The sequence below is a fragment of the Pantoea sp. At-9b genome (genome assembly GCF_000175935.2).
Classification (GTDB): domain Bacteria; phylum Pseudomonadota; class Gammaproteobacteria; order Enterobacterales; family Enterobacteriaceae; genus Pantoea.
This window is the reverse complement of the sequence record NC_014837.1, coordinates 4,254,279-4,277,946: the sequence shown is the minus strand read 5'-3', so window position 1 is coordinate 4,277,946 and position 23,668 is coordinate 4,254,279. Positions and strand designations below refer to the sequence as shown.

Annotated in this window: 25 protein-coding genes; 9 read left to right on the top strand and 16 right to left on the bottom strand. The window is 54.5% G+C overall.

Annotated features, from left to right (window positions below):
* Nucleotides 1-67: 67 nt before the first annotated feature.
* From PAT9B_RS19790 to PAT9B_RS19780, 3 genes are all read right to left on the bottom strand, one after another.
* Nucleotides 68-1,489 carry an efflux transporter outer membrane subunit gene (locus PAT9B_RS19790; protein WP_013511042.1) on the bottom strand — a complete coding sequence of 474 codons (1,422 nt, stop codon included), beginning with the start codon at nt 1,487-1,489 and terminating at the stop codon, nt 68-70.
* Nucleotides 1,490-1,656: 167 nt separating this feature from the next.
* Nucleotides 1,657-2,580, bottom strand: a complete 924-nt coding sequence (gene lpxP, locus PAT9B_RS19785; RefSeq protein ID WP_013511041.1) for a kdo(2)-lipid IV(A) palmitoleoyltransferase — start codon at nt 2,578-2,580, stop codon at nt 1,657-1,659.
* 402 nt (nt 2,581-2,982) lie between these two features.
* On the bottom strand, nt 2,983-3,846 hold the full coding sequence (locus PAT9B_RS19780; protein ID WP_013511040.1) for a YicC/YloC family endoribonuclease: 864 nt from the start codon (nt 3,844-3,846) through the stop codon (nt 2,983-2,985).
* A gap of 151 nt (nt 3,847-3,997) precedes the next feature.
* On the opposite strand from PAT9B_RS19780, the gene PAT9B_RS19775 reads away from it, so the two are divergent.
* Nucleotides 3,998-4,441 (top strand): DUF3574 domain-containing protein, encoded by a 444-nt coding sequence (locus PAT9B_RS19775; protein ID WP_013511039.1) that lies wholly within the window; start codon nt 3,998-4,000, stop codon nt 4,439-4,441.
* A 33-nt stretch (nt 4,442-4,474) separates the two neighbouring features.
* Here PAT9B_RS19775 and PAT9B_RS19770 read toward each other — a convergent pair whose 3' ends face one another.
* Complete coding sequence (locus PAT9B_RS19770; protein WP_013511038.1) at nt 4,475-5,659, bottom strand: NupC/NupG family nucleoside CNT transporter; 1,185 nt, start codon at nt 5,657-5,659, stop codon at nt 4,475-4,477.
* 144 nt (nt 5,660-5,803) lie between these two features.
* Here PAT9B_RS19770 and rph point away from each other — a divergent pair, with 144 nt between their 5' ends.
* Together rph and pyrE are read left to right on the top strand one after the other, a co-directional pair.
* Complete coding sequence (rph, locus tag PAT9B_RS19765; protein WP_013511037.1) at nt 5,804-6,520, top strand: ribonuclease PH; 717 nt, start codon at nt 5,804-5,806, stop codon at nt 6,518-6,520.
* Between the two features lie 49 nt (nt 6,521-6,569).
* Nucleotides 6,570-7,211, top strand: coding sequence for an orotate phosphoribosyltransferase (gene pyrE, locus PAT9B_RS19760; RefSeq protein WP_013511036.1), 642 nt, complete (start codon nt 6,570-6,572; stop codon nt 7,209-7,211).
* A 36-nt stretch (nt 7,212-7,247) separates the two neighbouring features.
* Here pyrE and slmA read toward each other — a convergent pair whose 3' ends face one another.
* The 3 genes from slmA to coaBC all read right to left on the bottom strand — a co-directional run bounded on the left by slmA (nt 7,248) and on the right by coaBC (nt 9,617).
* A complete protein-coding gene (gene slmA, locus PAT9B_RS19755) occupies nt 7,248-7,844 on the bottom strand; it encodes a nucleoid occlusion factor SlmA (RefSeq protein WP_013511035.1) in 597 nt (198 codons plus the stop codon).
* A 116-nt stretch (nt 7,845-7,960) separates the two neighbouring features.
* The gene (gene dut / locus PAT9B_RS19750) at nt 7,961-8,419 is read right to left on the bottom strand and encodes a dUTP diphosphatase (protein WP_013511034.1); all 459 of its coding nucleotides are present in this window, start codon (nt 8,417-8,419) and stop codon (nt 7,961-7,963) included.
* Nucleotides 8,397-9,617, bottom strand: coding sequence for a bifunctional phosphopantothenoylcysteine decarboxylase/phosphopantothenate--cysteine ligase CoaBC (gene coaBC / locus PAT9B_RS19745; RefSeq protein ID WP_013511033.1), 1,221 nt, complete (start codon nt 9,615-9,617; stop codon nt 8,397-8,399). The genes dut and coaBC overlap by 23 nt, the downstream gene beginning before the upstream one ends.
* A gap of 189 nt (nt 9,618-9,806) precedes the next feature.
* Here coaBC and radC point away from each other — a divergent pair, with 189 nt between their 5' ends.
* From radC to mutM, 4 genes are all read left to right on the top strand, one after another.
* Nucleotides 9,807-10,463: a DNA repair protein RadC gene (gene radC / locus PAT9B_RS19740; protein WP_013511032.1), complete on the top strand. Its 657-nt coding sequence runs from the start codon at nt 9,807-9,809 to the stop codon at nt 10,461-10,463.
* 243 nt (nt 10,464-10,706) lie between these two features.
* Nucleotides 10,707-10,943: a 50S ribosomal protein L28 gene (gene rpmB, locus PAT9B_RS19735; protein WP_013511031.1), complete on the top strand. Its 237-nt coding sequence runs from the start codon at nt 10,707-10,709 to the stop codon at nt 10,941-10,943.
* A gap of 11 nt (nt 10,944-10,954) precedes the next feature.
* Nucleotides 10,955-11,122: a 50S ribosomal protein L33 gene (gene rpmG, locus PAT9B_RS19730; RefSeq protein ID WP_001051798.1), complete on the top strand. Its 168-nt coding sequence runs from the start codon at nt 10,955-10,957 to the stop codon at nt 11,120-11,122.
* Nucleotides 11,123-11,191: 69 nt separating this feature from the next.
* Entirely contained in the window at nt 11,192-12,001 is an 810-nt protein-coding gene (gene mutM, locus PAT9B_RS19725; RefSeq protein ID WP_013511030.1) for a bifunctional DNA-formamidopyrimidine glycosylase/DNA-(apurinic or apyrimidinic site) lyase, read from the top strand.
* Here mutM and coaD read toward each other — a convergent pair.
* From coaD to PAT9B_RS19695, 6 genes are all read right to left on the bottom strand, one after another.
* Nucleotides 11,998-12,483, bottom strand: a complete 486-nt coding sequence (gene coaD, locus PAT9B_RS19720) for a pantetheine-phosphate adenylyltransferase (RefSeq protein ID WP_013511029.1) — start codon at nt 12,481-12,483, stop codon at nt 11,998-12,000. The two genes, mutM and coaD, sit on opposite strands and share 4 nt — an antisense overlap.
* The gene (locus PAT9B_RS19715) at nt 12,480-13,256 is read right to left on the bottom strand and encodes a glycosyltransferase family 2 protein (RefSeq protein ID WP_013511028.1); all 777 of its coding nucleotides are present in this window, start codon (nt 13,254-13,256) and stop codon (nt 12,480-12,482) included. The genes coaD and PAT9B_RS19715 overlap by 4 nt, the downstream gene beginning before the upstream one ends.
* Nucleotides 13,256-14,530 (bottom strand): lipid IV(A) 3-deoxy-D-manno-octulosonic acid transferase, encoded by a 1,275-nt coding sequence (waaA, locus tag PAT9B_RS19710; RefSeq protein ID WP_013511027.1) that lies wholly within the window; start codon nt 14,528-14,530, stop codon nt 13,256-13,258. Before waaA ends, PAT9B_RS19715 begins: the two co-directional genes overlap by 1 nt.
* A gap of 92 nt (nt 14,531-14,622) precedes the next feature.
* Nucleotides 14,623-15,756, bottom strand: coding sequence for a glycosyltransferase family 4 protein (locus PAT9B_RS19705; protein ID WP_013511026.1), 1,134 nt, complete (start codon nt 15,754-15,756; stop codon nt 14,623-14,625).
* Nucleotides 15,749-16,825, bottom strand: coding sequence for a putative lipopolysaccharide heptosyltransferase III (gene rfaQ / locus PAT9B_RS19700; RefSeq protein ID WP_013511025.1), 1,077 nt, complete (start codon nt 16,823-16,825; stop codon nt 15,749-15,751). The genes PAT9B_RS19705 and rfaQ overlap by 8 nt, the downstream gene beginning before the upstream one ends.
* 72 nt (nt 16,826-16,897) lie before the next feature.
* A complete protein-coding gene (locus PAT9B_RS19695) occupies nt 16,898-17,887 on the bottom strand; it encodes a glycosyltransferase (RefSeq protein WP_013511024.1) in 990 nt (329 codons plus the stop codon).
* Nucleotides 17,888-18,063: 176 nt separating this feature from the next.
* Between PAT9B_RS19695 and PAT9B_RS19690 the strand changes: the two genes are divergently transcribed.
* On the top strand, nt 18,064-19,083 hold the full coding sequence (locus PAT9B_RS19690) for a glycosyltransferase family 9 protein (RefSeq protein ID WP_013511023.1): 1,020 nt from the start codon (nt 18,064-18,066) through the stop codon (nt 19,081-19,083).
* On the opposite strand, the gene PAT9B_RS19685 is transcribed toward PAT9B_RS19690, so the two are convergent.
* The 3 genes from PAT9B_RS19685 to PAT9B_RS19675 all read right to left on the bottom strand — a co-directional run bounded on the left by PAT9B_RS19685 (nt 19,080) and on the right by PAT9B_RS19675 (nt 22,499).
* Complete coding sequence (locus PAT9B_RS19685) at nt 19,080-20,186, bottom strand: glycosyltransferase (RefSeq protein ID WP_013511022.1); 1,107 nt, start codon at nt 20,184-20,186, stop codon at nt 19,080-19,082. The two genes, PAT9B_RS19690 and PAT9B_RS19685, sit on opposite strands and share 4 nt — an antisense overlap.
* Before the next feature lie 77 nt (nt 20,187-20,263).
* Complete coding sequence (gene tdh / locus PAT9B_RS19680) at nt 20,264-21,292, bottom strand: L-threonine 3-dehydrogenase (RefSeq protein ID WP_013511021.1); 1,029 nt, start codon at nt 21,290-21,292, stop codon at nt 20,264-20,266.
* A gap of 10 nt (nt 21,293-21,302) precedes the next feature.
* Nucleotides 21,303-22,499 carry a glycine C-acetyltransferase gene (locus PAT9B_RS19675; RefSeq protein WP_013511020.1) on the bottom strand — a complete coding sequence of 399 codons (1,197 nt, stop codon included), beginning with the start codon at nt 22,497-22,499 and terminating at the stop codon, nt 21,303-21,305.
* Nucleotides 22,500-22,730: 231 nt separating this feature from the next.
* Between PAT9B_RS19675 and rfaD the strand changes: the two genes are divergently transcribed.
* On the top strand, nt 22,731-23,663 hold the full coding sequence (gene rfaD / locus PAT9B_RS19670; protein WP_013511019.1) for an ADP-glyceromanno-heptose 6-epimerase: 933 nt from the start codon (nt 22,731-22,733) through the stop codon (nt 23,661-23,663).
* Nucleotides 23,664-23,668: the final 5 nt, after the last annotated feature.

The window sequence follows — 23,668 nt, the reverse complement described above, 5'->3', positions numbered from 1 at the left end:
GTCCGCAGGTTGATTCAATGAGCGCACCATCATTCACCAACGCGCGGCAGAATACCAGCCGCGCCACTTAACTGTGGGGTGCCGCGCCGCTGTTCTGGAATCCACCACCTAAATCTTCAATCAGCACCACCGCCAGATTGATCTGTTGGGCTTTAAGCGCCACCAGTTTCTGGTCGGATTCGATCAACTGATTCTGAATGGTCAATACGTCCAGATAAGGACGCAGGCCCGCCGCATACTCGCGGTTCAGGTCATCCCAGGCGCTGTGGATCAGCTGGTTGGCGCTTTCCTGCTGCGCCAGTTGGTCCTGAATGGACTGCAACTGAGTGATGGTATCGCTGACATTGCCCAGCGAGCTAATCAGCAGCTTGTTGTATTGCGCGACTGCCAGATCCCAGTTCGCATCGCTTTCTGCCAGATCGGCACGGCGTTTACCGGCATCGAAAATCGGCAGCGACAAACTTGGCCCAACATTGAAGAAGCGACTCGGTGCGCCAAACAAGGCGTCGCCCAGCAGTGAGCGTGTACCGGCTTCTGCCACCAGGTTGATATTGGGATAGAACTCGGTTTTGGTCGCTGCGATGTCTTTTGCTGCGGCTTCAACCCGCCAACGGGCAGCCACCACATCCGGGCGACGTCCGAGCAGATCGGCTGGGATACTGCCTGGCAGCAACGCGGCGGTCGGCACGTTCAGTTTCGCTGGCTTCAGGTTATGCCAGTAATCCGGGCCTTTGCCGACCAGTGTTGATAGCTGAATGCCGGCGTCAGTGACGTCCTGTTTGGCTTCCGTAAGCGTGGCTTCGGCCGTTTTCTGTTCCGACAGCGCTTGCTTATATTGATAATCAGACGTGAGCCCGGCAGAAACATATTGCTGCTGAATTTTGGCGATACCATTGGCGCGGTCTGCTGCCTGCTTCGCCAGGTCGGCATTGGTCCACGCCAGATTGAGGTTGTTCCAGGCACGCGTCACGTTAGCGGCCAGCGTTAACTGGCTGGCCTGGCGGTCCAGTTTGCTGGCGCGCGCCTGCCCGAGTGCCGCTTCGGCTGCATCTTTCTTACCACCCCATAAATCGAAGGTGTAGCTCAGCCCAACGTTGGCGGTACGCAGTGTGCTGTAGGTTTTACCCTGAAGCAGCGGGTCGTCGACTTTCGCCACACGCGAGCGTGTAATTCCGGCGTTGAGATCCACATCCGGGTAGCGCTCGGCATTGGCGGCAATCACCTGTGCATTGGCCTTATCGGCTTGGGCGTTAACCACTTGCAGATCCGGGCTGGCGGCCATGGCATCGTTAATCAGGTGATTGAGCTGGGCGTCATCAAAGCTTTGCCACCATTGTGTTTTAGGCCAGTTGGCCGCGCTGAAATGTGCATTTTTCAGCGTGTCCTGTGCCTGTAACGTATTGGCATCAAGCATGTGGTTACTGGTATGTAAGCCATGAGGATTGGCACAACCGGCCAGCAACGCGCTGGCAACAGCAACTGCGAGCATCGCTCGCCGGGGTGAAGTCAAAAGCAGAGTCATAAGTTTGGTCAGGAAAAGGAAATGGCGACCATTACAAAAGGCTGTGCAAATTTTGACAAACCTGTTTTTCGTTAAGAATGGTTGTGAAATGTTTTTGGCGGGTCAGGCAGCAGGCCGGAGCCTGCTGCATCTGGTCAGACGTAGAGTGATGCTTCCCCTGGCGGGCGAGTTTTAAAACGGCGATGCAGCCACAGGTATTGCTCCGGTGCACGCAGGATTTCACGCTCAATCACTTTATTCATGTATGCGGCGGCGGCCGATTCATCATCATGCGGATAGTTTTCCAGCTCTGGCTGGATGATCAGCTGGTAGCCATTTTTCTGCGGATTACGAATCAGTACGATTGTCAGCATCGCCGGGCGTGCCAGGCGCGATAACACAAAAGTCCCGTTAGTTGTGGCCGCTTTTTCAACGGCAAACAGCGGCGCAAAGACGCTGCCTTTCGGGCCGTAGTCCTGATCCGGTGCGAACCAAACTGCCTCGCCTTGTTTCAGCGCCTGCACCATACCGCGCAGGTCACGGCGATCAATCATGGCTTTATTGGAGCGCATACGGCCTTTGGTTTGCGCCCACTCCATTGCCTGATTGTTATGCTTGCGATACATCGCCATCATCGGCTGGCACAACCCGGTGATCCGCCCCCCCAGTTCCAGTGACATAAAATGCACACCAATCACCATCACGCCACGTTTATGGTCCTGGGCCGATTTCAGATTGGCCATACCACTGACCTGAAACAGTTGGCGTACCCGACGATCCGACCAGAACCAGGCAATGCCCGTTTCTGCCAGTGCCATGCCCAACGAGGCAAAGTTGCCGGCGATCATCAGTTCTTTCTCTTCATCACTGATGTGAGGAAAGCAGAGTTCAATATTGCGACGCGTAATGCGCTCGCGACGTTTCAGGAAGCGACGCGACAATTTGCCCGCCGCTGCACCGAGCCGAATAAGGATGGGGTAAGGAAGTTGTACCAGAAGCCATAACACGCCCAACCCAAACCAGGTAAACCAGTAGCGAGGGTGGAGGAGTTGAGAGCAGAAGTGCCCGGTTTTTTTCATAACGCCTTCATGTGATCAGTGAATGTATCGCACAAAGAAGCAGGTCCATGTGTTCCAGGGCGCGGTACAGCAGTCTTAATTTCGACCGGCAGATTAGCAAATAGTGCCGTCAAAGAAACCTAATCTCTGCAATCTTTAAGATTGAACGGATTCATTGAACGGGGAATTATCAAGAAGAAATGTCTTGATGACGTACAGATATATCTTAATTTACAAGTGATTATAAACGAATCGGGTGATTCTTAACGCAGGCGAAGCGGTAAATGACTGACCCAGGTGGACATGGTTGGGTACGTGTCTTTACGCATTTTTTACGTTGCGCCTTCAAAAAAATAGACTAGCGGACAGGAACTGTACGAATGGGTTGAACTGCCCCAGGCAAAGCCGGGGGCAGTGAAGCGATTACTCAATGTTCTGAATCTGTTCGCGCATCTGCTCAATCAACACTTTCAACTCAATCGCTGACGCGGTGATATCGGCGTTAATGGATTTCGATGCCAGAGTGTTCGACTCGCGGTTGAACTCCTGCATCATAAAATCAAGGCGACGACCGACCGCTTCTTTCTTCTTCAGAATATTGAAGGTCTCTTTGACGTGCGCGTCCAGACGGTCCAGTTCTTCGGCGACGTCAATGCGTTGCGCCATCATCACCAGTTCCTGCTCCAGACGGTTGTTTTCCAACTGGACTTCGGCCTCTTCCAGTTTGGTCACCAGACGTTCGCGTTGCCACTTCAAGACTTCAGGCATCTGTTCGCGTACTTTGCTGACCTCATGGCTTACCCCATCAAGACGCTGTTCGATAAGGGTTTTCAGTGCTGCCCCTTCGGTTTCGCGTGCGGTGATAAAGTCATCCAACGCCCCATCCAGTGCGGCCAGCAGTTCAGCATTAATGGCGTCGAGATCCTGCTCTTGTGCCGACATCACGCCCGGCCAACGCAGAATATCCAGTGGGTTGATTGCACCCTCATCGCTCTGCATTTTCACCCAGTTAGCCGCCTGGACCAGCTGTTTCGCCAGTGATTCATTCAGAATCAGTTCGCCCTGCGCGCCGGGATCGGCATCAAAACGCAGGTTGCACTCGATTTTACCGCGCGTCAGTCGGTTGCGAATACGCTCGCGAATGACGGGTTCCAGGCTGCGGAACTGCTCGGGCAAGCGGATGTAGGTTTCCAGGTAGCGCTGGTTAACGGAGCGAAGTTCCCAGGCGGCGCTGCCCCAGTGGCCTTTGGCTTCGCGACGTGCGTAAGCGGTCATGCTGCGGATCATAAGCGGTACTCGTGTGAAGAAAATTTAGTGAATTATAGCGAGCTACGCTTTGGCATGACAGGTAAAAGCCTGAAATACGGACAGCTAAGCACTGGCCTTTTCAAACCAGACACCTATGATAGCGACGGGCATTCAGTTCAGGGAAATCTGTATGGCAACAAAATTTATCGCTTCTTTCGCATTAGCACTGCTGCTGGCAGGTTGCCAGACGCACCCCACCTCGATTACGCAATCCGCGCCGACCAGCACGCCGACGCCGGTGTGTGCCGGTGGAGATATGATGATGCAAACCACGCTGTGGTTCGGCATGAGTAAGCCGCAAGGTGGCACGGTGAGTGAGCAGGAATGGCAGCACTTCGTCGATAGTGATGTCACGCCGCGTTTTAAAGACGGGCTATCGGTCTACGATGCCAAAGGGCAGTGGCTGGGGGAGAATGGCAAACTGGCGCGTGAAAACAGCAAAGCGCTGATGCTGATTCATACGCCAGATCGCGCCAGTTCAGACAACATCAACGCCTTGCGTGATATCTACAAAAAACGCTTCAGCCAGGAATCGGTGATGCGGGTTGATGGCCTGGTGTGCGTGGGCTTCTAAAAACACGGGCGGCTGTCAGGCCGCCCTGTTTCATCAGATAAACAATCCGGCAAACGCGGCAGACAGCAGACTGACCAGTGTTGAACCGTACACCAGTTTCCAGCCGAAGCGCGATACCACGTTACCCTGCGCTTCGTTCAGTCCTTTAATGGCCCCGGCAACGATGCCGATCGAGGCGAAGTTGGCGAACGACACCAGGAACACCGACAAAATACCCAGGCCACGCGGCGTCATTTCTGCGGCCACTTTTTTCAGCTCGATCATCGCCACAAATTCATTGGCTACCAGTTTGGTTGCCATGATGCTGGCCGCTTGTAACGCATCTGCAGCGGGAATGCCGATCAACCAGGCGAACGGATAAAATACGTAGCCCAGCAATTGTTGGAAGCTGTAGCCAAATACGGCAGCAAACAGCGCATTCACGGCGGCAATCAGCGCGATAAAACCAATCAGCATCGCCAGAATAATCATCGCGACTTTAAAACCGGCGAGAATGTATTCGCCCAACATTTCAAAAAAGCTCTGATCTTCATGCAGCTTATCCAGCGCGATATGTTCTTCATCTTGTGCACGCATCGGGTTGATGATCGACAGGATGATAAAGGTGCTGAACATATTGAGCAGCAGCGCGGCAACCACGTATTTCGCGTCAATCATCGTCATATAAGCGCCAACGATGGAAAGCGATACGGTGGACATGGCCGTAGCCGCCATGGTGTAGAGACGCGGCGCGGAGATATCACCCAGAATGCCTTTGTAGGCGATGAAGTTTTCCGACTGACCAAGAATCAGGGTGCTGACCGCGTTAAACGATTCCAGTTTGCCCATGCCGTTAACTTTTGACAGCAAGGTGCCAACCAGACGAATCAACAGCGGCAGAATGCGCCAGTGCTGCAAAATACCGATCAGCGCAGAGATGAAGACAATTGGGCAGAGCACGCCAAGGAAAATAAACGCCAGGCCCTGTTTACTCATGCCGCCGAAGACAAAATCGCTACCCTGAGCCGCGAAGGTCAGCAGCGTTTCAAAGAACCCGCCCACGGAGCTCACCACTGCCAGGCCACTGGCGGAGTGCAGGAAAAACCAGCCAAGAGCGGCTTCCACCAGCAGCAATTGCAGAATAAAACGTGGACGAATTTGTTTGCGGTCGTGACTGACCAATAGCGCGAGGGCAAAGATCACCACCAGCGCCAGCAGGAAATGGAGTATCGCTGTCATCATTTATCTTTTTAAGGAGGAAAACGCGCATTTAGCCACAGAGCGGGCGGAATTTCATCTGCGATTGTGCCGCCTCAGGGCAGGACAGGCGCGGAGGAAGTCCGTATAATGCGCAGCCAAACCTAAGCAAGCCGGAGAGAAACCATGCGTCCAGCAGGCCGACACACCAACCAGGTGCGTCCCGTTACCCTTACTCGTCACTACACCAAACATGCCGAAGGCTCGGTCCTTGTTGAGTTCGGTGAAACCAAAGTGCTGTGCACTGCCACCGTTGACGAAGGCGTACCGCGTTTCCTCAAAGGCCAGGGACAGGGTTGGGTCACCGCAGAGTACGGTATGTTGCCGCGTTCTACGCACAGCCGCATGGCGCGTGAAGCCGCCAAAGGCAAACAGGGTGGCCGTACTCTGGAGATCCAACGCCTGATTGCGCGCTCCCTGCGTGCTGCCGTTGATTTGCAGGCATTGGGTGAATACACCATCACGCTGGATTGTGACGTGATTCAGGCTGATGGCGGCACCCGCACCGCATCTATCACCGGAGCCTGTGTGGCACTGGCCGATGCCCTGAATAAGTTGGTGGCGGATGGCAAACTGAAATCCAGCCCGTTGAAAGGCATGGTGGCCGCTATTTCTGTCGGTATCGTTGAAGGCGAAGCGCGTTGCGATCTGGAGTACGTGGAAGATTCCGCCGCTGAAACCGACATGAACGTGGTGATGCTGGAAGATGGTCGCATGATTGAAGTGCAGGGCACGGCAGAAGGTGAACCGTTCAGCCATGAAGAGTTGCTGGAACTGCTGGCGCTGGCGCGCGGCGGGATTGAGCAATTGATTGTGGCGCAGAAAGCGGCGTTAGCAGATTGATGTAACAGGCGACCAGAGAGTCGCCTTTTCTTTATTTGAGGAGTGAGAAATGAAAGCCTGGCAGCGTCAGTTTATTGAGTTCGCCCTGAACAAAGGGGTATTGAAGTTTGGTGAGTTCACCCTGAAATCCGGGCGCAAAAGCCCTTATTTCTTCAATGCTGGTCTGTTTAATACCGGGCGCGATCTGGCGTTGTTAGGCCGTTTTTACGCGCAGGCCCTGGTGGACGGCGGTGTTGATTTCGACCTGTTGTTTGGCCCGGCTTACAAGGGCATTCCGATTGCCACCACCACAGCGGTGGCGCTGGCCGATCATCATGACCGTGATGTGCCTTACTGCTTCAACCGCAAGGAGGCCAAAGATCACGGCGAGGGTGGTCTGCTGGTCGGCAGCCCACTCCAGGGAAAAGTGATGCTGGTGGATGATGTGATCACCGCAGGCACGGCAATTCGTGAATCGATGGACATCATCAATGCCCATAACGCGACTCTGGCGGGCGTGCTGATTTCTCTTGATCGTCAGGAGCGTGGTCGTAGCGACATTTCGGCGATTCAGGAAGTGGAACGTGACTACCACTGCAAAGTCACGGCAATCATTACCCTGGCTGAATTGATTGATTACCTGGAAGAGAAGCCGGAGATGGCAGACCATCTGGCGAAAGTGCGCGCGTATCGTAAAGAGTACGGGATTTAATTATCCGTAGCGGCGCGAATTATCGCGCCGCTACAGTTAAACCAGCTGTGCTGCCAACAATGGCCAGCGGGTATCGAAATCCGCAGTGGGACGGTAGCGGAATTCAGAACGAACGTAGCGCGACAGCAATCCTTCGCAGAACGCCAACAGCTGGCTGGCGAGCAGGGTTTCATCGGTCTGGAAGCCCTCGCCATCACGCATCTTCTTCTCTTTCATCACCTGGCGTAGCTGCACTTCAATGCGCTCAAACAGCTGATTGATGCGTCCTTGCAGGCGATCCTGCTCAAACATCAGTGCGTGGCCGGTCAGAATACGCGTCAGCCCCGGATTACGCTCACCAAATCCCAGCAGCAACTGCACGATAAGACGCAGGCGCGCCACCGTCTCTTTTTCATCTTTCAGGATCAGATTGATGCGCGTAATCAGGCTGTCTTCAATAAACTCGATCAGGCTGTCAAACATGCGTGTTTTGCTGGGAAAGTGTCGATAGAGCGCCGCTTCAGAAACACCCACGGTGGCCGCCAGTTTCGCGGTAGTGATGCGCTGGCTGCCATCGCTCGACTCCAGCATCTGCGCCAGTGCCTGCAAAATTTCTTCGCGACGATTCCGCTTCGCGACCTTTTTTTCTGCCATGACCTTCAAGACCCCTGAAATTCACCATAAACAGGCAACACTCACGCGTCTGCCCTGTATGCAATGCGCACAGAGCCGAAAAGAAGCAAGGGCAGGGCGTAAGTGAAAAGCGCGTGTTACTGACGGCCAGAGTGACCGAAGCCGCCCGCGCCGCGCACGCTGGCGTCAAAATCTTCCACCAGATTAAACTCAGCCTGCACCACCGGTACAAACACCAGCTGTGCCAGACGGTCACCTGGGTTCAGCGTGAAGCTATCCTGCCCGCGATTCCATACCGAAACCATCAGCTGACCCTGATAATCTGAGTCGATCAGACCGACCAGGTTGCCCAGTACGATGCCGTGCTTATGACCGAGACCGGAGCGCGGCAGAATAACCGCCGCGAGGCTGGGATCGCCAATATGAATTGCCAGGCCAGTGGGCACCAGCACGGTGCTGCCCGGCGTGATTTCCAGTGCTTCATCCAGACAGGCACGTAAATCCAGTCCGGCTGAACCCGAGGTTGCATAAGTTGGCAGCGGGAACTCAGTTCCTACGCGCGCATCAAGAATCTTAACGTCGATTTTTTTCATCATAACGGCTGACAATCTCGTCTAATAATTGTTGGCCAAGGAGCGTCTTATCACTGAGCGGTAAGACTTTCTCTCCTTCCTGCCAAAAAAGGTGAAGAGCATTGGTGTCGCTATTGAACCCCTGGCCCGCTTTTGCCACATCATTGGCGCAAATCAGGTCGAGATTTTTACGGACCCGTTTTTGCCGCGCGTATTCTTCCACATTCCGGGTTTCGGCGGCAAACCCGACGACATAGGGACGACCCTCTTTGAGTGCCGCTACCCCCGCCACAATGTCGGGATTCTTCACCAGTTGCAGCGTGACGTTATCATCGCCACCCTGTTTTTTGATTTTCTCTGCGGCAATATTTGCCGCCCGGTAGTCTGCCACGGCTGCGCTGGCAATGAAAATATGTTGTTGGCTGATTTGCGCCATCACCGCCGCTTCCATCTCCTGAGCGGTCGTGACATCCACGCGCTGCACCCATGCCGGTGTCGGCAGCGTTACCGGACCGGCAACCAGCGTCACTTTCGCACCCCGTTTCGCCGCCGCAGCGGCAATCGCAAACCCCATTTTGCCGGAGCTGTGATTGGTGATGTAACGTACCGGGTCGAGAGCCTCACGGGTCGGACCGGCGGTGATCATAATGTTGAGATGTTGCAGATCGTTGACGGGGGAGGCCCATTCCAGCGCATAAGCCACAATCGCCAGTGGATCGAGCATTCGACCCGGTCCGATATCGCCACAGGCCTGGCTGCCACTGTCTGGCCCCCAAATCAGCACACCACGCGCATGCAGACGTTGCAGGTTCTCCTGCGTAATGGCAGCGCGATACATTTGCTGGTTCATGGCCGGCACGATGGCAATGGGGGCTGCGGTTGCCAGACAGGTGGTGGTCACCAGATCGTTTGCCATTCCGGCGGTAACACGGGCAATCAGGTCTGCGGTAGCGGGTGCCAGCAAAATCAGATCAGCCCATTTCGCCAGCTCGATATGGCCCATCGCCGCTTCGGCTGCCGGGTCGAGCAGATCGTCAAATACCGGATAACCCGATACGGCTTGCAGGCTGAGTGGCGTAATAAACGCTTTGGCCGCGTCGGTCATCATCACACGCACATCGGCACCGCGATCGCGCAAACGCCGTACCAGTTCCGGTGCTTTATAGGCGGCAATGCCGCCACTGACACCCAGCAGAATTTTTTTTCCGGCTAATCCCGTCATCTTCATCGCCTCGGTTCAACGCAGTGTGCCGTGCCAGGCACGGCAGATATGGCAACTTTACCACAAAATCCCCCGGTGCCCTTTTCACTGGCTGCGGCCTTTGCGAGGCGGCTCTGAAAACCTCATTAACGGGCTGGATTTCATCGCGTTGGTTGCTCAGGATAGCCGCAACACAGGGAAGAGGACGCAATGATGGAACTGGCACCACGCGAGAAACTGGCGTTGAAGGGCGCTGAAGCACTGAATGATGAGGAACTGCTGGCGATTTTTTTGCGCACCGGTTCTTGTGGCGTCAGCGTGATGGTGCTGGCGCGACAGATGCTCAATGAATTTGGCTCGCTGTATCGCATCATGAGCTCCAGCAAAGAGGAACTGGTGAGCATCAAAGGCGTGGGTGTGGCGAAAATGACGCAAATTCAGGCAGTGGCTGAGCTTGGACGACGTTTTTTTGCCAGCCAACTGGCGCGTGAAAACGTGATGGAAAACCCGCAGGTGACGCGTCACTATCTGCAAAGCGTCCTGGCGCATCAGGAGCGGGAAATTTTTATGGCGCTGTTTCTGGATAATCAGCACCACGTGTTACAGGCGCAGAAAATGTTTTCCGGCTCGATCAACAGTGTGGAAGTGCATCCACGCGAAATCGTGCGTGAAGCATTGAAACTCAATGCGGCGGCGGTGATTCTGGCGCACAATCACCCGTCCGGTGTCGCCGAACCCAGCCGTGCCGACCGCGAGATTACGGATAAAATCAGCAAGGCGTGTTCGTTGATGAATATTCGGTTGCTCGATCATTTGGTGATCGGTCATGGCGAGTTTACCTCCTTTGCCGAACGGGGATGGCTGTAATTCTGACGGCCAAACCGGCGGAAATGATGTGTTTTTGCGCGATCCATAGGGATCTTTATTTGTTCGGGACTTGAGCACCAGCGCTGACCGGCGTATACTACGCCACCTTTGAGAATCTCGGGTTTGGCGTTTGGGCCAGCTTAGCGGGTTCACATGGAACTCGCCTGGGCGGGCTAAGGCCTGACGAGGCGGCCAAAACCTAGTTTTTAAAGCTCGAGCTGATTTGATTTTTGGAGAATAGACATGTCACGAGTCTGCCAGGTAACTGGAAAGCGTCCGGTGACCGGTAACAACCGTTCCCACGCATTGAACGCGACGAAACGCCGTTTCCTGCCGAACCTGCACTCACACCGTTTCTGGGTTGAGAGCGAGAAGCGCTTCGTTACTCTGCGTGTATCTGCTAAAGGTATGCGTGTTATTGATAAGAAGGGCATCGATACGGTTCTGGCCGAAATCCGCGCCCGTGGTGAGAAGTACTAAGGAACTGAATCATGGCTAAAGGTATTCGTGAGAAGATCAAGCTGGTTTCCTCTGCTGGTACAGGTCACTTCTATACCACCACGAAGAACAAACGTACTAAACCTGAGAAACTGGAACTGAAAAAGTTCGATCCGGTTGTACGTCAGCACGTGATCTACAAAGAAGCCAAAATTAAGTAATTTTGGTGTTCTGCGAAAAACCCGGCTTCGGCCGGGTTTTTTGTTTCTGCGGTTCGTTGAGGAGATGAGATGCCTGAATTACCAGAGGTAGAAACCAGCCGACGCGGTATCGAGCCCCACATGGTGGGCGAAACCATTCTGCACGCCGTGGTGCGCAATTCCCGGCTGCGCTGGCCAGTTTCCAGTGAAATCCACGCGTTAAGCGATCAACCGGTATTGAGCGTACAGCGTCGCGCGAAATATCTGCTGCTGGAGCTGCCAGGTGGCTGGATTATCATTCATCTCGGCATGTCCGGCAGCCTGCGGATGCTCCCTGGCGAGCTGCCACCGGCCAAGCATGACCATGTTGATTTGGTGATGAGTAACGGCAAAGTGTTGCGTTACACCGATCCACGCCGATTTGGTGCCTGGCTGTGGACCAACGATTTGGCAGGCAGTAGCGTGCTGGCGCATCTGGGTCCGGAACCGCTGAGCGACGATTTTGATGGTAATTATCTGTTTGAAAAATCACGCGGCAAACGCACGGTGATCAAACAATGGCTGATGGATAACAAGGTCGTGGTTGGCGTGGGTAACATTTACGCCAGCGAATCGCTGTTTACCGCCGGGATCATCCCCGATCGTCCAGCCATGAGCCTGAGCCAGGCTGAAGCGACGCTGTTGGCCAATACCATCAAGGCCGTACTGCTGAGGTCGATTGAGCAGGGGGGCACCACGTTGCGTGATTTTCTACAAACCGACGGCAAGCCAGGCTACTTTGCGCAGGAATTACAGGTATACGGTCGGGCCGGTGAGCCGTGTCGTGCCTGTGGCACGCCGATTGTCAGTGGCAAGCATGGGCAACGCAGCACCTTCTGGTGCCCACGCTGCCAGCATTAAGGCTGCGCCAGCTTGCTCAGCAGCGCCTGATGGACCACGGCAGGCAGGAATGCCTGCACGTCGCCCTGGTGACGCGCCACTTCTTTGACCAGCGAAGATGAAACAAATGAGAAGCCTTCGGATGGCATCAGAAACACGCTTTCGAGGTCAGGCAGCAGATGACGATTCATATGCGCCAGTTGTAGCTCATATTCGAAATCCGATACGGCACGCAGGCCGCGTACCAACACGTTGGCCTGCTGGGCTTGGGCGAAATTCGCCATCAAGTCACTGAAGCCGATCACCTCGACATTCCCCAAATGCGCGGTGACCTGACGCGCCAAATCAACCCGTTCATCCAGGCTGAACAGCGGCTTTTTGCTCGGACTGGCAGCAATCGCCAACACAATGTGGTCAAACATCCTCGCCGCCCGCGTGACGATATCCAGATGACCGAGGGTGATGGGATCAAAGGTGCCGGGATAAATCGCTTTGGTACTCATACGCGGCCTTGTGTTGAGGTGTGATGCAGCGCCCACAGCGCCGAATATTTATTGAAGGTGTACTGTGCGTTGACGACAGCCAGAATCCAGCCTTGTTTCCCATCGAGAAAACCGGCACGCAGCAGCAAGGTTTTCAGAAACGCGCCCAGCGTATGACTGAAGATGGAAAAAATGCCACAACGTTTGCCGCGCTGAAAGCGCTCCTGCGCCCAGGCTTCGGCATAATTCAGTTGCTTGCGCTGGAAGGCAACCAAATCGCGACAGGTCAGATGCTGCAAATCACCCTCCAGTCTGACGACGGGAGCGCCCTGGGTGTCCAGTGATTCATGCACCAGATTGTCGTTGTAGTTCAGATGGCGTGGATACAGGCGCATCACACGATCCGGATACCAGCCGCTATGCCGCATAAAACGGCCAAGAAACAGGTTGCTGCGGCCCAGGCTGTAAACGGTAGTGGCAGGAGGCTGCGCCAATACCTGTTCGATGGCGTGGCGTAGCGGTGGCGTGACGCGCTCATCCGCATCGATCATCAGAATCATATCGCCACCGGCGTAAGCCTGTGCACGCTGACGCTGTTTGCCGAAGCCGGCCCAGGCTTCAGCCTGATAAACCTGCGCACCATGCTGGCGGGCAACCTCAATGGTTGCATCATGGCTACCGGAGTCCAGCACCACAATCTCATCCGCCCAACTGACGGAAGCCAGCGCCTCCGGCAGCAGTTCAGCTTCGTTTTTGGCGATCATCACCACGGAGAGGCGTTGGCGTTGCGACATTAGTGTGCTCGCGGTGGTAAATGGGGTTCGAGTAAATGTAGCAGACGCTGTAAGGCGCCCTGGTTCTGATGCAGCACGTCAACCGCGTGGCGACCATAGTAGCGACGATAGTCATCGTCCTGCAGCAGGTTAGCGACTTCTTTCTCCAGTGACACCACATCGGTGACGGTAATCAGCCCCTCTGCCTGTTGCAGCCTGGCGCAGATATCTTTGAAGTTCCAGATGTGAGGTCCCATCAGAACTGGAATCGCATGGGCAGCGGGTTCGAGCGGATTATGACCGCCACGTTCCACCAGGCTGCCGCCGACAAACGCCAGATCGGCAATGCCGTACAGCAACATCAGTTCGCCCATAGTATCGCCAATCACCACCTGGGTGGCACTGGACGGGATCTCACCACTGCTGCGCAGCGTGAAACTGAAACCACGCTTCTGCGTCAATTCACAGGCATCTTTGAAACGCTCCGGATGACGCGGCACCAGAATCAGCAGCAGATCAGGAAATTGCGCCAACAGGCGACGATGCGCATCCAGCACAATGGTTTCTTCACCCTCGTGGGTGCTGGTGGCAATCCACACCGGACGGCGCGGTGCCCACTGGCGGCGCAACGTGACGGCTTTTGCTGCCAGCTCAGGCGTAACGGAGATATCAAACTTCAGGCTCCCGGTGACCGCCAGATGTGAACGCTTTAATCCAAGGCTGAGAAAACGGTCGCCATCTTCCTGATTCTGCGCCGCGATCAATGTGATGCGTTGCAGCAGGTCGCGCATAAAGCCGCCCAGCTTTTTGTAGCCTTTGGCGGAACGTTCTGAGAGGCGCGCATTGGCAATCACCAGCGGAATCTGGCGCTGATGCAGAATGCGGATGATGTTAGGCCACAGCTCGGTTTCCATGATGATCACCAGCTTCGGGTTGACGGTATCAAGGAAACGATTAATCGCACCGGGCAGATCATAAGGCAGATAAACGTGATGTACATCTTTGCCAAACGCCGATTGCGCGCGTTCTGAGCCTGTGGGGGTCATGGTGGTCACGGTGATCGGCAGCGTCGGGTAGCGATGGCGTAATGCGCGGACCAGCGGCACTGCGGCGAGCGTTTCCCCTACCGAAACGGAATGCAGCACAATGCCGTTCGGCTCCACTTTGCCACTGCAATAGCCATAGCGTTCCGCCCAGCGCTTGCGATAGGCCGGGGCTTTTCGACCGCGCAGCCACAGGCGCAGCCAGATAAGAGGCTGAATCAGGTAGAGCAGGGCTGTGTATAGAATCGTCATAGTTATCGTTACGACAGGTTCGCGTCAAAAAGCATAAGTAATCAAGATGGCGGCATGTTATCAGAAACCTGACGCCTGCTCATACCACTTCATCAAACAGGCTTCAGCACTTGCTGGTAAAGCGAGGTAAGCGCCTGCGCCAGTCGTTGCGGACCAAAAGGTTCAATTCTGCGGCGTGCGGCTTCACCCAGCGCGGAGTTTTGTGAAAGTGACGGAATTGCCCGTACCGCGTCATTTAATGCCTTGATATCCAAGGCATCACACACGAAGCCTTCCTGACCAGCCTGAATAAATTCCGCGCCACCACATCCCGTACTGGTAATCACCGCGAGGCCACAGGCCATCGCTTCCAGCACCACATTCGGAAAAGGATCATAGAGTGTCGGTAGCAACAAGGCATCAGCAGCATGATAGAAAGGTTGTACATCCTGCTGCACGCCGACAAATCGCAGGCGATCCAGACAATTTAGCTGATTAGCCCACTGCTGATAACGTGACAACTGCTTATCCTGTCCGACGACAACCAGGAAGCGATCGCTGCGCGCCACCGCTTCAATGGCGGCTTTCAATCCTTTGCGCTCAAAGCCGGAGCCGACGTAAATCATCACCGTGGCATCCTGCGGCAGCCTGAGCTGCTGGCGTGAGGAGAAACGTTGGGCTTCGGTGGCCGGTTGGAAGCGCTGGCTATCAATGGCGTTGTGAATCACATGGATCTTGCTGGCATCCAGCGAGAAACAACGCAAAATATCCTGCTTTACCATCTCAGAATTACAGATTACGGCTTTCAGCGACGGGGCATTGAACATTTCGCGTTCGGCTTGCAATACATAGCGATGGTAGGGGCTCAGCGTCGCGCTCAGTCGCTGCCATGTTGAGACAATGCGCGCGCGCTGCTCCAGCCAGACACGGTGCACGCCATCACCCGCGCGAAAAATATCGCAACCAGCGATCCGCTCATGGCTTTGCACAATATCAAACTTTTCCCGCTCCCAACAGGCGCGGGCCGCCACGGCAAAACCGCGTTCACGCGAGACGCGACCAAACTTAGCCGGGTTGCAAATATGCAGATGCCAGGCCGGATTTGGCGTGCCTTGCCAGCTGCGGGTAATGATATTCAGGTCCAGTTGCTCACTGTCCAGGGCTTCCAGTGCGCGCGAAATAAAGCGTTCGGCCCCGCCGTCCGGGCGATATTTCTGCCGGACAATTGCCAGGCGTAGCTTAGTCATGCAAAAAACTCCTTGCAGCGGCGAGCACATCCGCAACCGGAATGGTCGATAAATAGCGCTGGTTGGTTTTGGTATCGATGGAATCCGGATCGGGCAGGGGACCATAATCACCCGCCCAAATGACGCGGTTGTTATCTCCCCACGGACGCCAGAACTGTAGTTTGGTGGGACCAAACAATGCCAGGCAGGGCGTATCCAGTGCGGCAGCCATATGCATCGGCGCGGAATCGACACCAATAAAAAGTTGAGCGCCAGCAATCAGCGCCGCCAGCTGTGGCAAAGAGAACTGACCGGCGAGTGACACGACATTATCGCTCTGGCTCAGTGATTGAATACGTTCAATCATCGATAACTCTTTTTTATCCGGTGCCGCCGTCAGCACCACGGTTCGGCCATCGGCCGCCAGTGCGTCGATCAACTGCGCGACTTTTTCATCATCCCAGCATTTGAATTCCCAGCGTGAGGTGGGTTGTACCACCACATACGGGGTGTTGACCTGCTGTTGGGCCAGTACATCCTGCACTTTTTGTTGGTCGGCTGCGCTGAAATGCATCGAGGCTTTAGCGCCGGCGGCACTGATGCCGAGAGGAGCCAGCGCCGTCATATTTTGTTCGACGGTATGCAGCTTGCCGTGATCATCGGTGCTGACCAGTTGGTTATGGCACCAGCGCCAGATGGCGCTATCACGTTTGGGAAAGGCGAAGCCGATACGAACCGGGGCAGCGGACAGTTTGGTGATGATGGCGCTACGCCACTGATCGGCCAGATTGATCACCAGATCGTAATGACACGCCCGCACGGCGGAAATCAGCGCCATTTCATGGCGAAATTTCTGCCAGCCGCCCTCCTTTTTCCAGTTACGGTCGATGATGTGCAACTGGCGAATATCGGGGTGTGATTCCAGCATCGGACGCGTTTCTTGATAGAGCAGGACGTCGATATTGGCCTGGGGGTAACGTTGGCGAAGTGCATTAATAACCGGCGTGGTCAGCAGCATATCACCATGATGGCGCAGCTTTATCAGCAGAATATTTTGGGGTGCAAAGTGGTCTGGAATCAGGCTTGCCATACTAAATGATCTCAAAATTCAGTGAGCTGATTGTAGGGCAAACCCTCCAGGGGTGAAAGCCAGGCGCGGCGCTTATTTCGCGCGCCAGCGATAAAGACGGCTTAGCCACAACAGCAGCTGATACCATTGCTGTATGCCACGTGCATTGCGCAGCATGCGTTTGTGCGTTTGGGTGGCGAAAAGGTCATTAATGATCGCCTGGCGCGCCTCTGCATCCGGCTCACGGCGGATACTATGACAGACGCTCAACGCTTCGTGCGTAATTTGGTAATGAAACGCGGGGTAGATTGTCACCTTATGCCGGTAGCGGGCATTGATCTCCTCCAGCATTTGGGCGATTTTCAGGTAATGGCGTTGATACTTCACATTTCTTTCACCGGTACGCTTGCGATTGCTGATGGAGGTATCATGCATGTAATAACGATACAGTATCTGGTCGGTATAGCGTACACGCAGGGCGTTGAGCATAAATTCGGTGGTCCAGGGAATATCCTGATGATGCAGACCGGGTTCAAAGCGCAGCTGACGTTGTTCGATTAATTCACGACGATAGATACCTAACCAAACCACGTGCATATAACGATGGGTTTGTAGTGCCTGATTTAACCATTCCGGGCCACTCAATACCCCGGTGGAGGTTAATCGATCGTGGGGGATTAATGGCTTAATACGCTGGCTTGATTGAAAGAACCATTCGGCATTGCACTGGGCGGCATCGAGATTATCGCTTTCAGCCATCTCTACCAGCGTTTGATACATGGCCGGATTGACGGTGTCATCGGCATCGGGAAAGGTGACATATTTGCCGCGCGCAGCCGCCAGACCAGCGTTGCGCGCCCGTGACACGCCACCGTTCGGTTGGTGAATCACTCTGACATGTGCATGCCGGTACGCGTACATATCTGCGCGCTCTCCGGAACCATCGGTAGAACCATCATTAACAATGATGATCTCCAGATTGGTCAGGGTCTGTGCCAGTAGCGATTCCATGAATGTTTCCAGCATCGCTCCGGCGTTATACATCGGGGTGATGACGGAAAGGATAGGGTTGTTTAACGACATTGTTCTGTATTGTTTTAATGAATTTTTAACGAAATCCTGACATTAATTATTGCCAGGCAATTCAGAACTTTTTGCACATTAATGGTCAAAATTGATTGGTTTCGATGATTTTCAGCATTAATCGATAATTTCAGCACCAAAAATCCTGACATCAGTGAGTAACTCTGGGCACCAACATGAAGAATATTTTAGTTATCAGGCGTGACAACATTGGCGATATGGTGTGTACCACGCCATTGCTGGAGGGGCTGAAGCAAGCCTTCCCCGAGGCTAAACTGACTTTGCTGGTGAATAAGATCGCCGAGGATGTGGTAGACAACAATCCTAACGTTGATCGGCTCTTTGTGTATAAAAAGGCCAAGCATCGTGGCAAAAACGAGACAACACTTGGTGTTTACTGGCAGCGCGTGAAGATCATGCTCGCCCTGCGTAAAACCCGTTTTGACGCGACCATTCTGGCAAATCCGGTGCCCTGCAAATACAGCCTGCGGCTGGCCAAAATGGCGGGAGCGCACAACATTATTGGTGCTGCCCAAACGGATGCGGTACTGGATCATCCGTTCCTGAAAGAGGACTTTCAGGGTACTCATCAGGTGGAACACACCTATTCTTACCTTTCCGCGCTGACCGAGAATGCACCCACCGTGCCACCGGTGAATCTGTATCTTTCCGCTGCGGAGCGCGCGCAGGCGAGCGAGCGGGTGGCGCAATTGTTCCCCACGCCGGGCGTGATCTACGGGGTGCACATCAGCAGCCGCAGCCCGAAACGACGCTGGCCGGTGGGCGCTTACGCGGTGTTTATTCGCCAGTTGTTAAAGGATGAGCAGGCGCGCGTGCTGCTGTTCTGGTCACCACAAGGCGCACTGGATCCCAATGACCAGGGGGATGCGGCGCGAGCTGAGGAATTAATGCACCTGGTCGATTCACCACGACTGGCACGCTATGCCACCGCATCCATTCGTGAATTGATCGCCGGGTTTGATCGCTGTGAGCAGATTTTATGTAGCGATGGCGGACAAATGCATATCGCGGCCGGATTGCATAAAAAGCAGGTGGTGTTCTTTGGGGATACTAACGCGCAGATCTGGCATCCGTGGAGCGGTGAGTACGAAATTATGCAGACCGCTTCAGGGGAGTGCAGTGACATCTCACCGGAAACGGTCTGGGACGCCTGGCAGCGTTTGTCTCAGCGTTAACGCGCAGTCAAATCCACGTACTGGCGGCTGATCGCCGTCACATCGTATTGGCTGAGCGCCTCTTCGTTAATGGCAGGCAGATGGTCGTACACCGCTACCATTTTGTCTGCCAGAGCCTGTGCATCAATCGCGGTCAGCATGTCTGACATACCCGCTTTCACCAGAATCTCTTCCGGGCCACCCGGGCAGCGCGTGCTGATCACCGGCGTGCCGCAAATCAGCGATTCGACAATCACATTGCCAAATCCTTCACTGTCGGAACTCATCACCATCAGGCGAGCGTGTTTGATATAAGGGAAGGGATTTGACTGAAAGCCGAGAAACAGCACGCGATCGGCGATGTTCAGTTGCTGCGCCAGCTGTTTTGCCGCAGCAATACGTTCTTCCGTACCGGTACCGAGCAGCACCAGTTTGGCGCGCGCCGCCAGGCCCGACTGGGCAAAAGCCTCCAGCAGACGATCCTGGCGTTTTTGCGGGTGGATACGCGCCACGTTAATCAGATAGTCACTGCCTGCCAGATCGCAGGGTTCATCAGCGCGCTGACGCAATGCCTGTAAATCAAACGGGTTATTGATCACCGCCGTTTTGGCGGTACGTACCCCCATCACCTCAATCATATCGTCCAGCACCGCCTGAGAAACCGCGGTGATGTTGCGATCATGATAGATACGCGCCATCTTTTGCTTTTTAAACCAGTAATTCAGACCTTTACGATGCCCGAGATAGGTTGAGGAGAGCACGCCATGGATGCAGAACCACAAACGCGAGGTATCAATCGCCTGGCTGCGCGCCACGATACGGTCGGTTTTGTGCAGATTGGAGATCACCAGGTCATATTTGCCGTTTTGCGCTTCATCCTGGCGCAACACCTCATCCAGCTTTTTCGCCCGGCGTGACAGTTCCGTCAGCTTCCGCCAGGGGGCACGGCTGTGCTGGGTGATCACCCGATACTCCACCCCTGCCGGCAGCGCATAAGCACAGGTTTCATCCAGCGAGTAGAGCGTGACGTGATGCCCCATTTTATGAATCGATTCGCTCAGGGTGAGCACCACTTTCTCTGCACCACCACCCGGTAAACCATCAATAATCATTAAAATGCGCATGTCACATCCATACTGAATTGCTAAGTTAAGCGCCCTTTATACCGTTTAGGCCGTCAGGGCGCTATCGCTGGTAATAATTAATCCCAGCTCAGTATCACTTTGCCAGAATGGCCGGAACGCATCTCGTCAAAGCCTTGCTGGAAGTCATCAATAGAGAAACGGTGGGTGATGACCGGCGTAAGATCGAGGCCGGATTGAATCAATGCCGCCATTTTGTACCAGGTTTCAAACATCTCGCGGCCATAAATACCTTTAATAAACAGCCCTTTGAAGATGACCAGATTCCAGTCGATTGCCATCTCACCCGGCGGAATGCCCAGCAGCGCGATACGTCCACCGTGGTTCATCACTTCCAGCATGCTGCGAAACGCGGGGGGCGCGCCGGACATCTCCAGCCCGATATCAAAGCCTTCGGTCATACCGAGTGCGGTCATCACCTCGCGCAGGTTTTCCTGTGCGACGTTCACGGCACGTGTGACGCCCATTTTGCGCGCCAGATCCAGACGATATTCATTGATGTCGGTGATCACCACATTACGCGCGCCGACATGTTTGCAAACGGCGGCAGCCATGATGCCGATCGGGCCTGCGCCGGAAATCAACACATCCTCACCCACCAGATCGAACGACAACGCGGTATGCACGGCATTGCCGAAGGGATCAAAAATGGCCGCCAGTTCATCAGAGATATTGTCCGGGATTTTGAAGGCGTTAAACGCCGGAATCACCAGATACTCGGCGAAACACCCCTGGCGATTGACCCCAACACCGATGGCATTGCGGCACAGGTGAGTACGCCCGGCCCGGCAATTACGGCAGTGGCCGCAGGTGATATGTCCTTCACCGGAGACGCGGTCGCCAATCGAGAAGCCTTTCACTTCCTGGCCGATAGCCACCACTTCACCGACATATTCATGACCGGTAATCATCGGCACCGGGATGGTTTTACGTGACCAATCATCCCAGTTGTAGATATGAACGTCGGTGCCGCAGATGGCGGTTTTACGGATTTTTATTAACAGATCGTTATGGCCCGGTTCCGGAATCGGCGCATCGGTGACCATCCAGATGCCTTCTTGTGCTTTTAATTTCGCGAGTGCTTTCATTGCCGGTTCCTCAGACGATCACGCCCAATTGCTGACCAATACGGGTAAACGCTGCCACCGCATGTTCCAGCTGCGCCTGGGTATGACCCGCCGATATTTGGGTACGGATGCGTGCCTGACCCTTTGGCACCACCGGATAAAAGAAGCCGGTAACGTAAATTCCCTCGCGTTGCAGCCGATGGGCAAATTCCTGCGCCACTTTTGCCTCTCCCAGCATGACCGGGATGATGGCGTGATCCGCGCCAGCCAGGCTAAACCCGGCTGCGGTCATTTTTTCCCGGAAATAGCGTGCGTTTTCCCACAGACGCTGGCGCAGTCCATCGCCTTCACTGAGGAGTTCCAGCACCCGTAGTGACGCGGCGACAATTGCCGGGGCCAGTGAGTTGGAGAACAGATAAGGGCGTGACCGCTGACGCAGCCACTCCACGACCTCTTTTTTCGCGGCGACATAACCACCGGACGCACCACCGAGTGCTTTACCCAGCGTGCCGGTCAAAATATCGATGCGATCCATCACCTGGCAATATTCATGGGTACCGCGACCGCTGGCACCGACAAAGCCGACGGCATGTGAATCATCCACCATCACCAGGGCATCAAATTCATCCGCCAGGTCGCAAATGCCTTGCAGATTGGCAATCACGCCATCCATCGAGAACACCCCATCGGTGGCGATCAGAATATGACGCGCACCGTTATCACGGGCGTCCTCCAGGCGAGCGCGCAGTTCGTTCATATCGTTGTTGGCATAACGATAGCGCTGTGCTTTGCACAGGCGAATGCCATCAATGATGGAGGCGTGGTTGAGCGCATCAGAGATGATGGCATCTTCCGCGCCAAGCAAGGTTTCAAACAGGCCACCGTTGGCATCAAAACAGGAGGAGAAGAGGATCGCGTCCTCCATACCCAGAAAGTCCGCCAGTTTGCGTTCCAACTGTTGGTGGATGTCCTGCGTACCGCAGATAAAACGCACCGAAGCCATGCCAAAGCCGTGCGTATCCATGCCTTCTTTGGCTGCCTGAATCAGTGCCGGATGGTTTGCCAGACCCAGGTAGTTGTTGGCGCAAAAATTGATGACCGGCTGTCCGTTGGCAACGTTGATTTCTGCCTGTTGCGGCGAGGTGATAGTCCGTTCCTGTTTGAACAATCCGTCCTGGCGCGTTGTCTCAAGTTGTTGAAGGATTTGCGAATAAAACTGACTGGACATGATTCTGCTCCTCAGATAGCAAAATTTTGGCACATATTACTGATCGAAAAGCGTATTAACGACATTTCAGCCGATGAAATCTCCATTTTGCAGCATAGTTCACGCTGTGAATGCGAAATATGACCGGCTTCCGGAGTCATCTGGCTGCCTGCTGCGGGCTGAAATGTTATGATGTTAGGTATTCGTGCGTGAAACCTCCTGTTTCACCCCAACTGTTTAAAGGCAAAGCACATGATTATCGTAACGGGTGGCGCTGGCATGATTGGCAGCAACATCGTCAAGGCGTTGAACGATCGCGGTCATACTGACATTCTGGTGGTGGATAACCTGAAGGATGGCACCAAATTCGTGAACCTGGCGGATCTGGACATCTCTGATTACATGGATAAAGAGGAATTCCTCACCTACATCATGTCCGGCGAAGATTTGGGGCCGATCGAAGCGGTGTTCCACGAAGGTGCCTGTTCGGCCACCACCGAGTGGGACGGCAAATACATGATGGATAACAACTATCAGTATTCCAAAGATCTGCTGCACTTCTGTCTCGAACGTGAAATCCCGTTCCTGTACGCCTCTTCTGCCGCAACCTATGGCGGTCGCAACGAAAACTTTATCGAAGAACGCCAGTATGAGCAGCCGCTCAACGTTTATGGCTACTCGAAAATGTTGTTTGACCACTACGTGCGCCAGATTCTGCCGGAAGCGGATTCGCCAGTGTGCGGTTTCCGTTACTTCAATGTCTACGGCCCGCGTGAAGGCCATAAAGGCAGCATGGCGAGCGTGGCGTTCCACCTCAATACACAAATCAGCAACGGCGAAAACCCGAAGCTGTTTGAAGGCAGTGATGATTTCCGTCGTGACTTCATCCACGTTGATGACGTCGCTGCGGTGAACCTGTGGTGCTGGGAAAACGGGATCTCCGGCATTTATAACTGCGGCACCGGCCGTGCCGAGTCTTTCCAGGAAGTGGCGGATGCGGTGCTGAAATTCCATCAGCAAGGCGAGATTGAGTACATTCCGTTCCCGGACAAGCTGAAAGGTCGCTACCAGGCATTCACCCAGGCCGATCTGACTAAGCTTCGTGCGGCGGGTTACGACAAGCCGTTCAAAACCGTGGCCCAAGGGGTGGCGGAATATATGGTATGGCTGAACCGTAACGCATAAGGGAT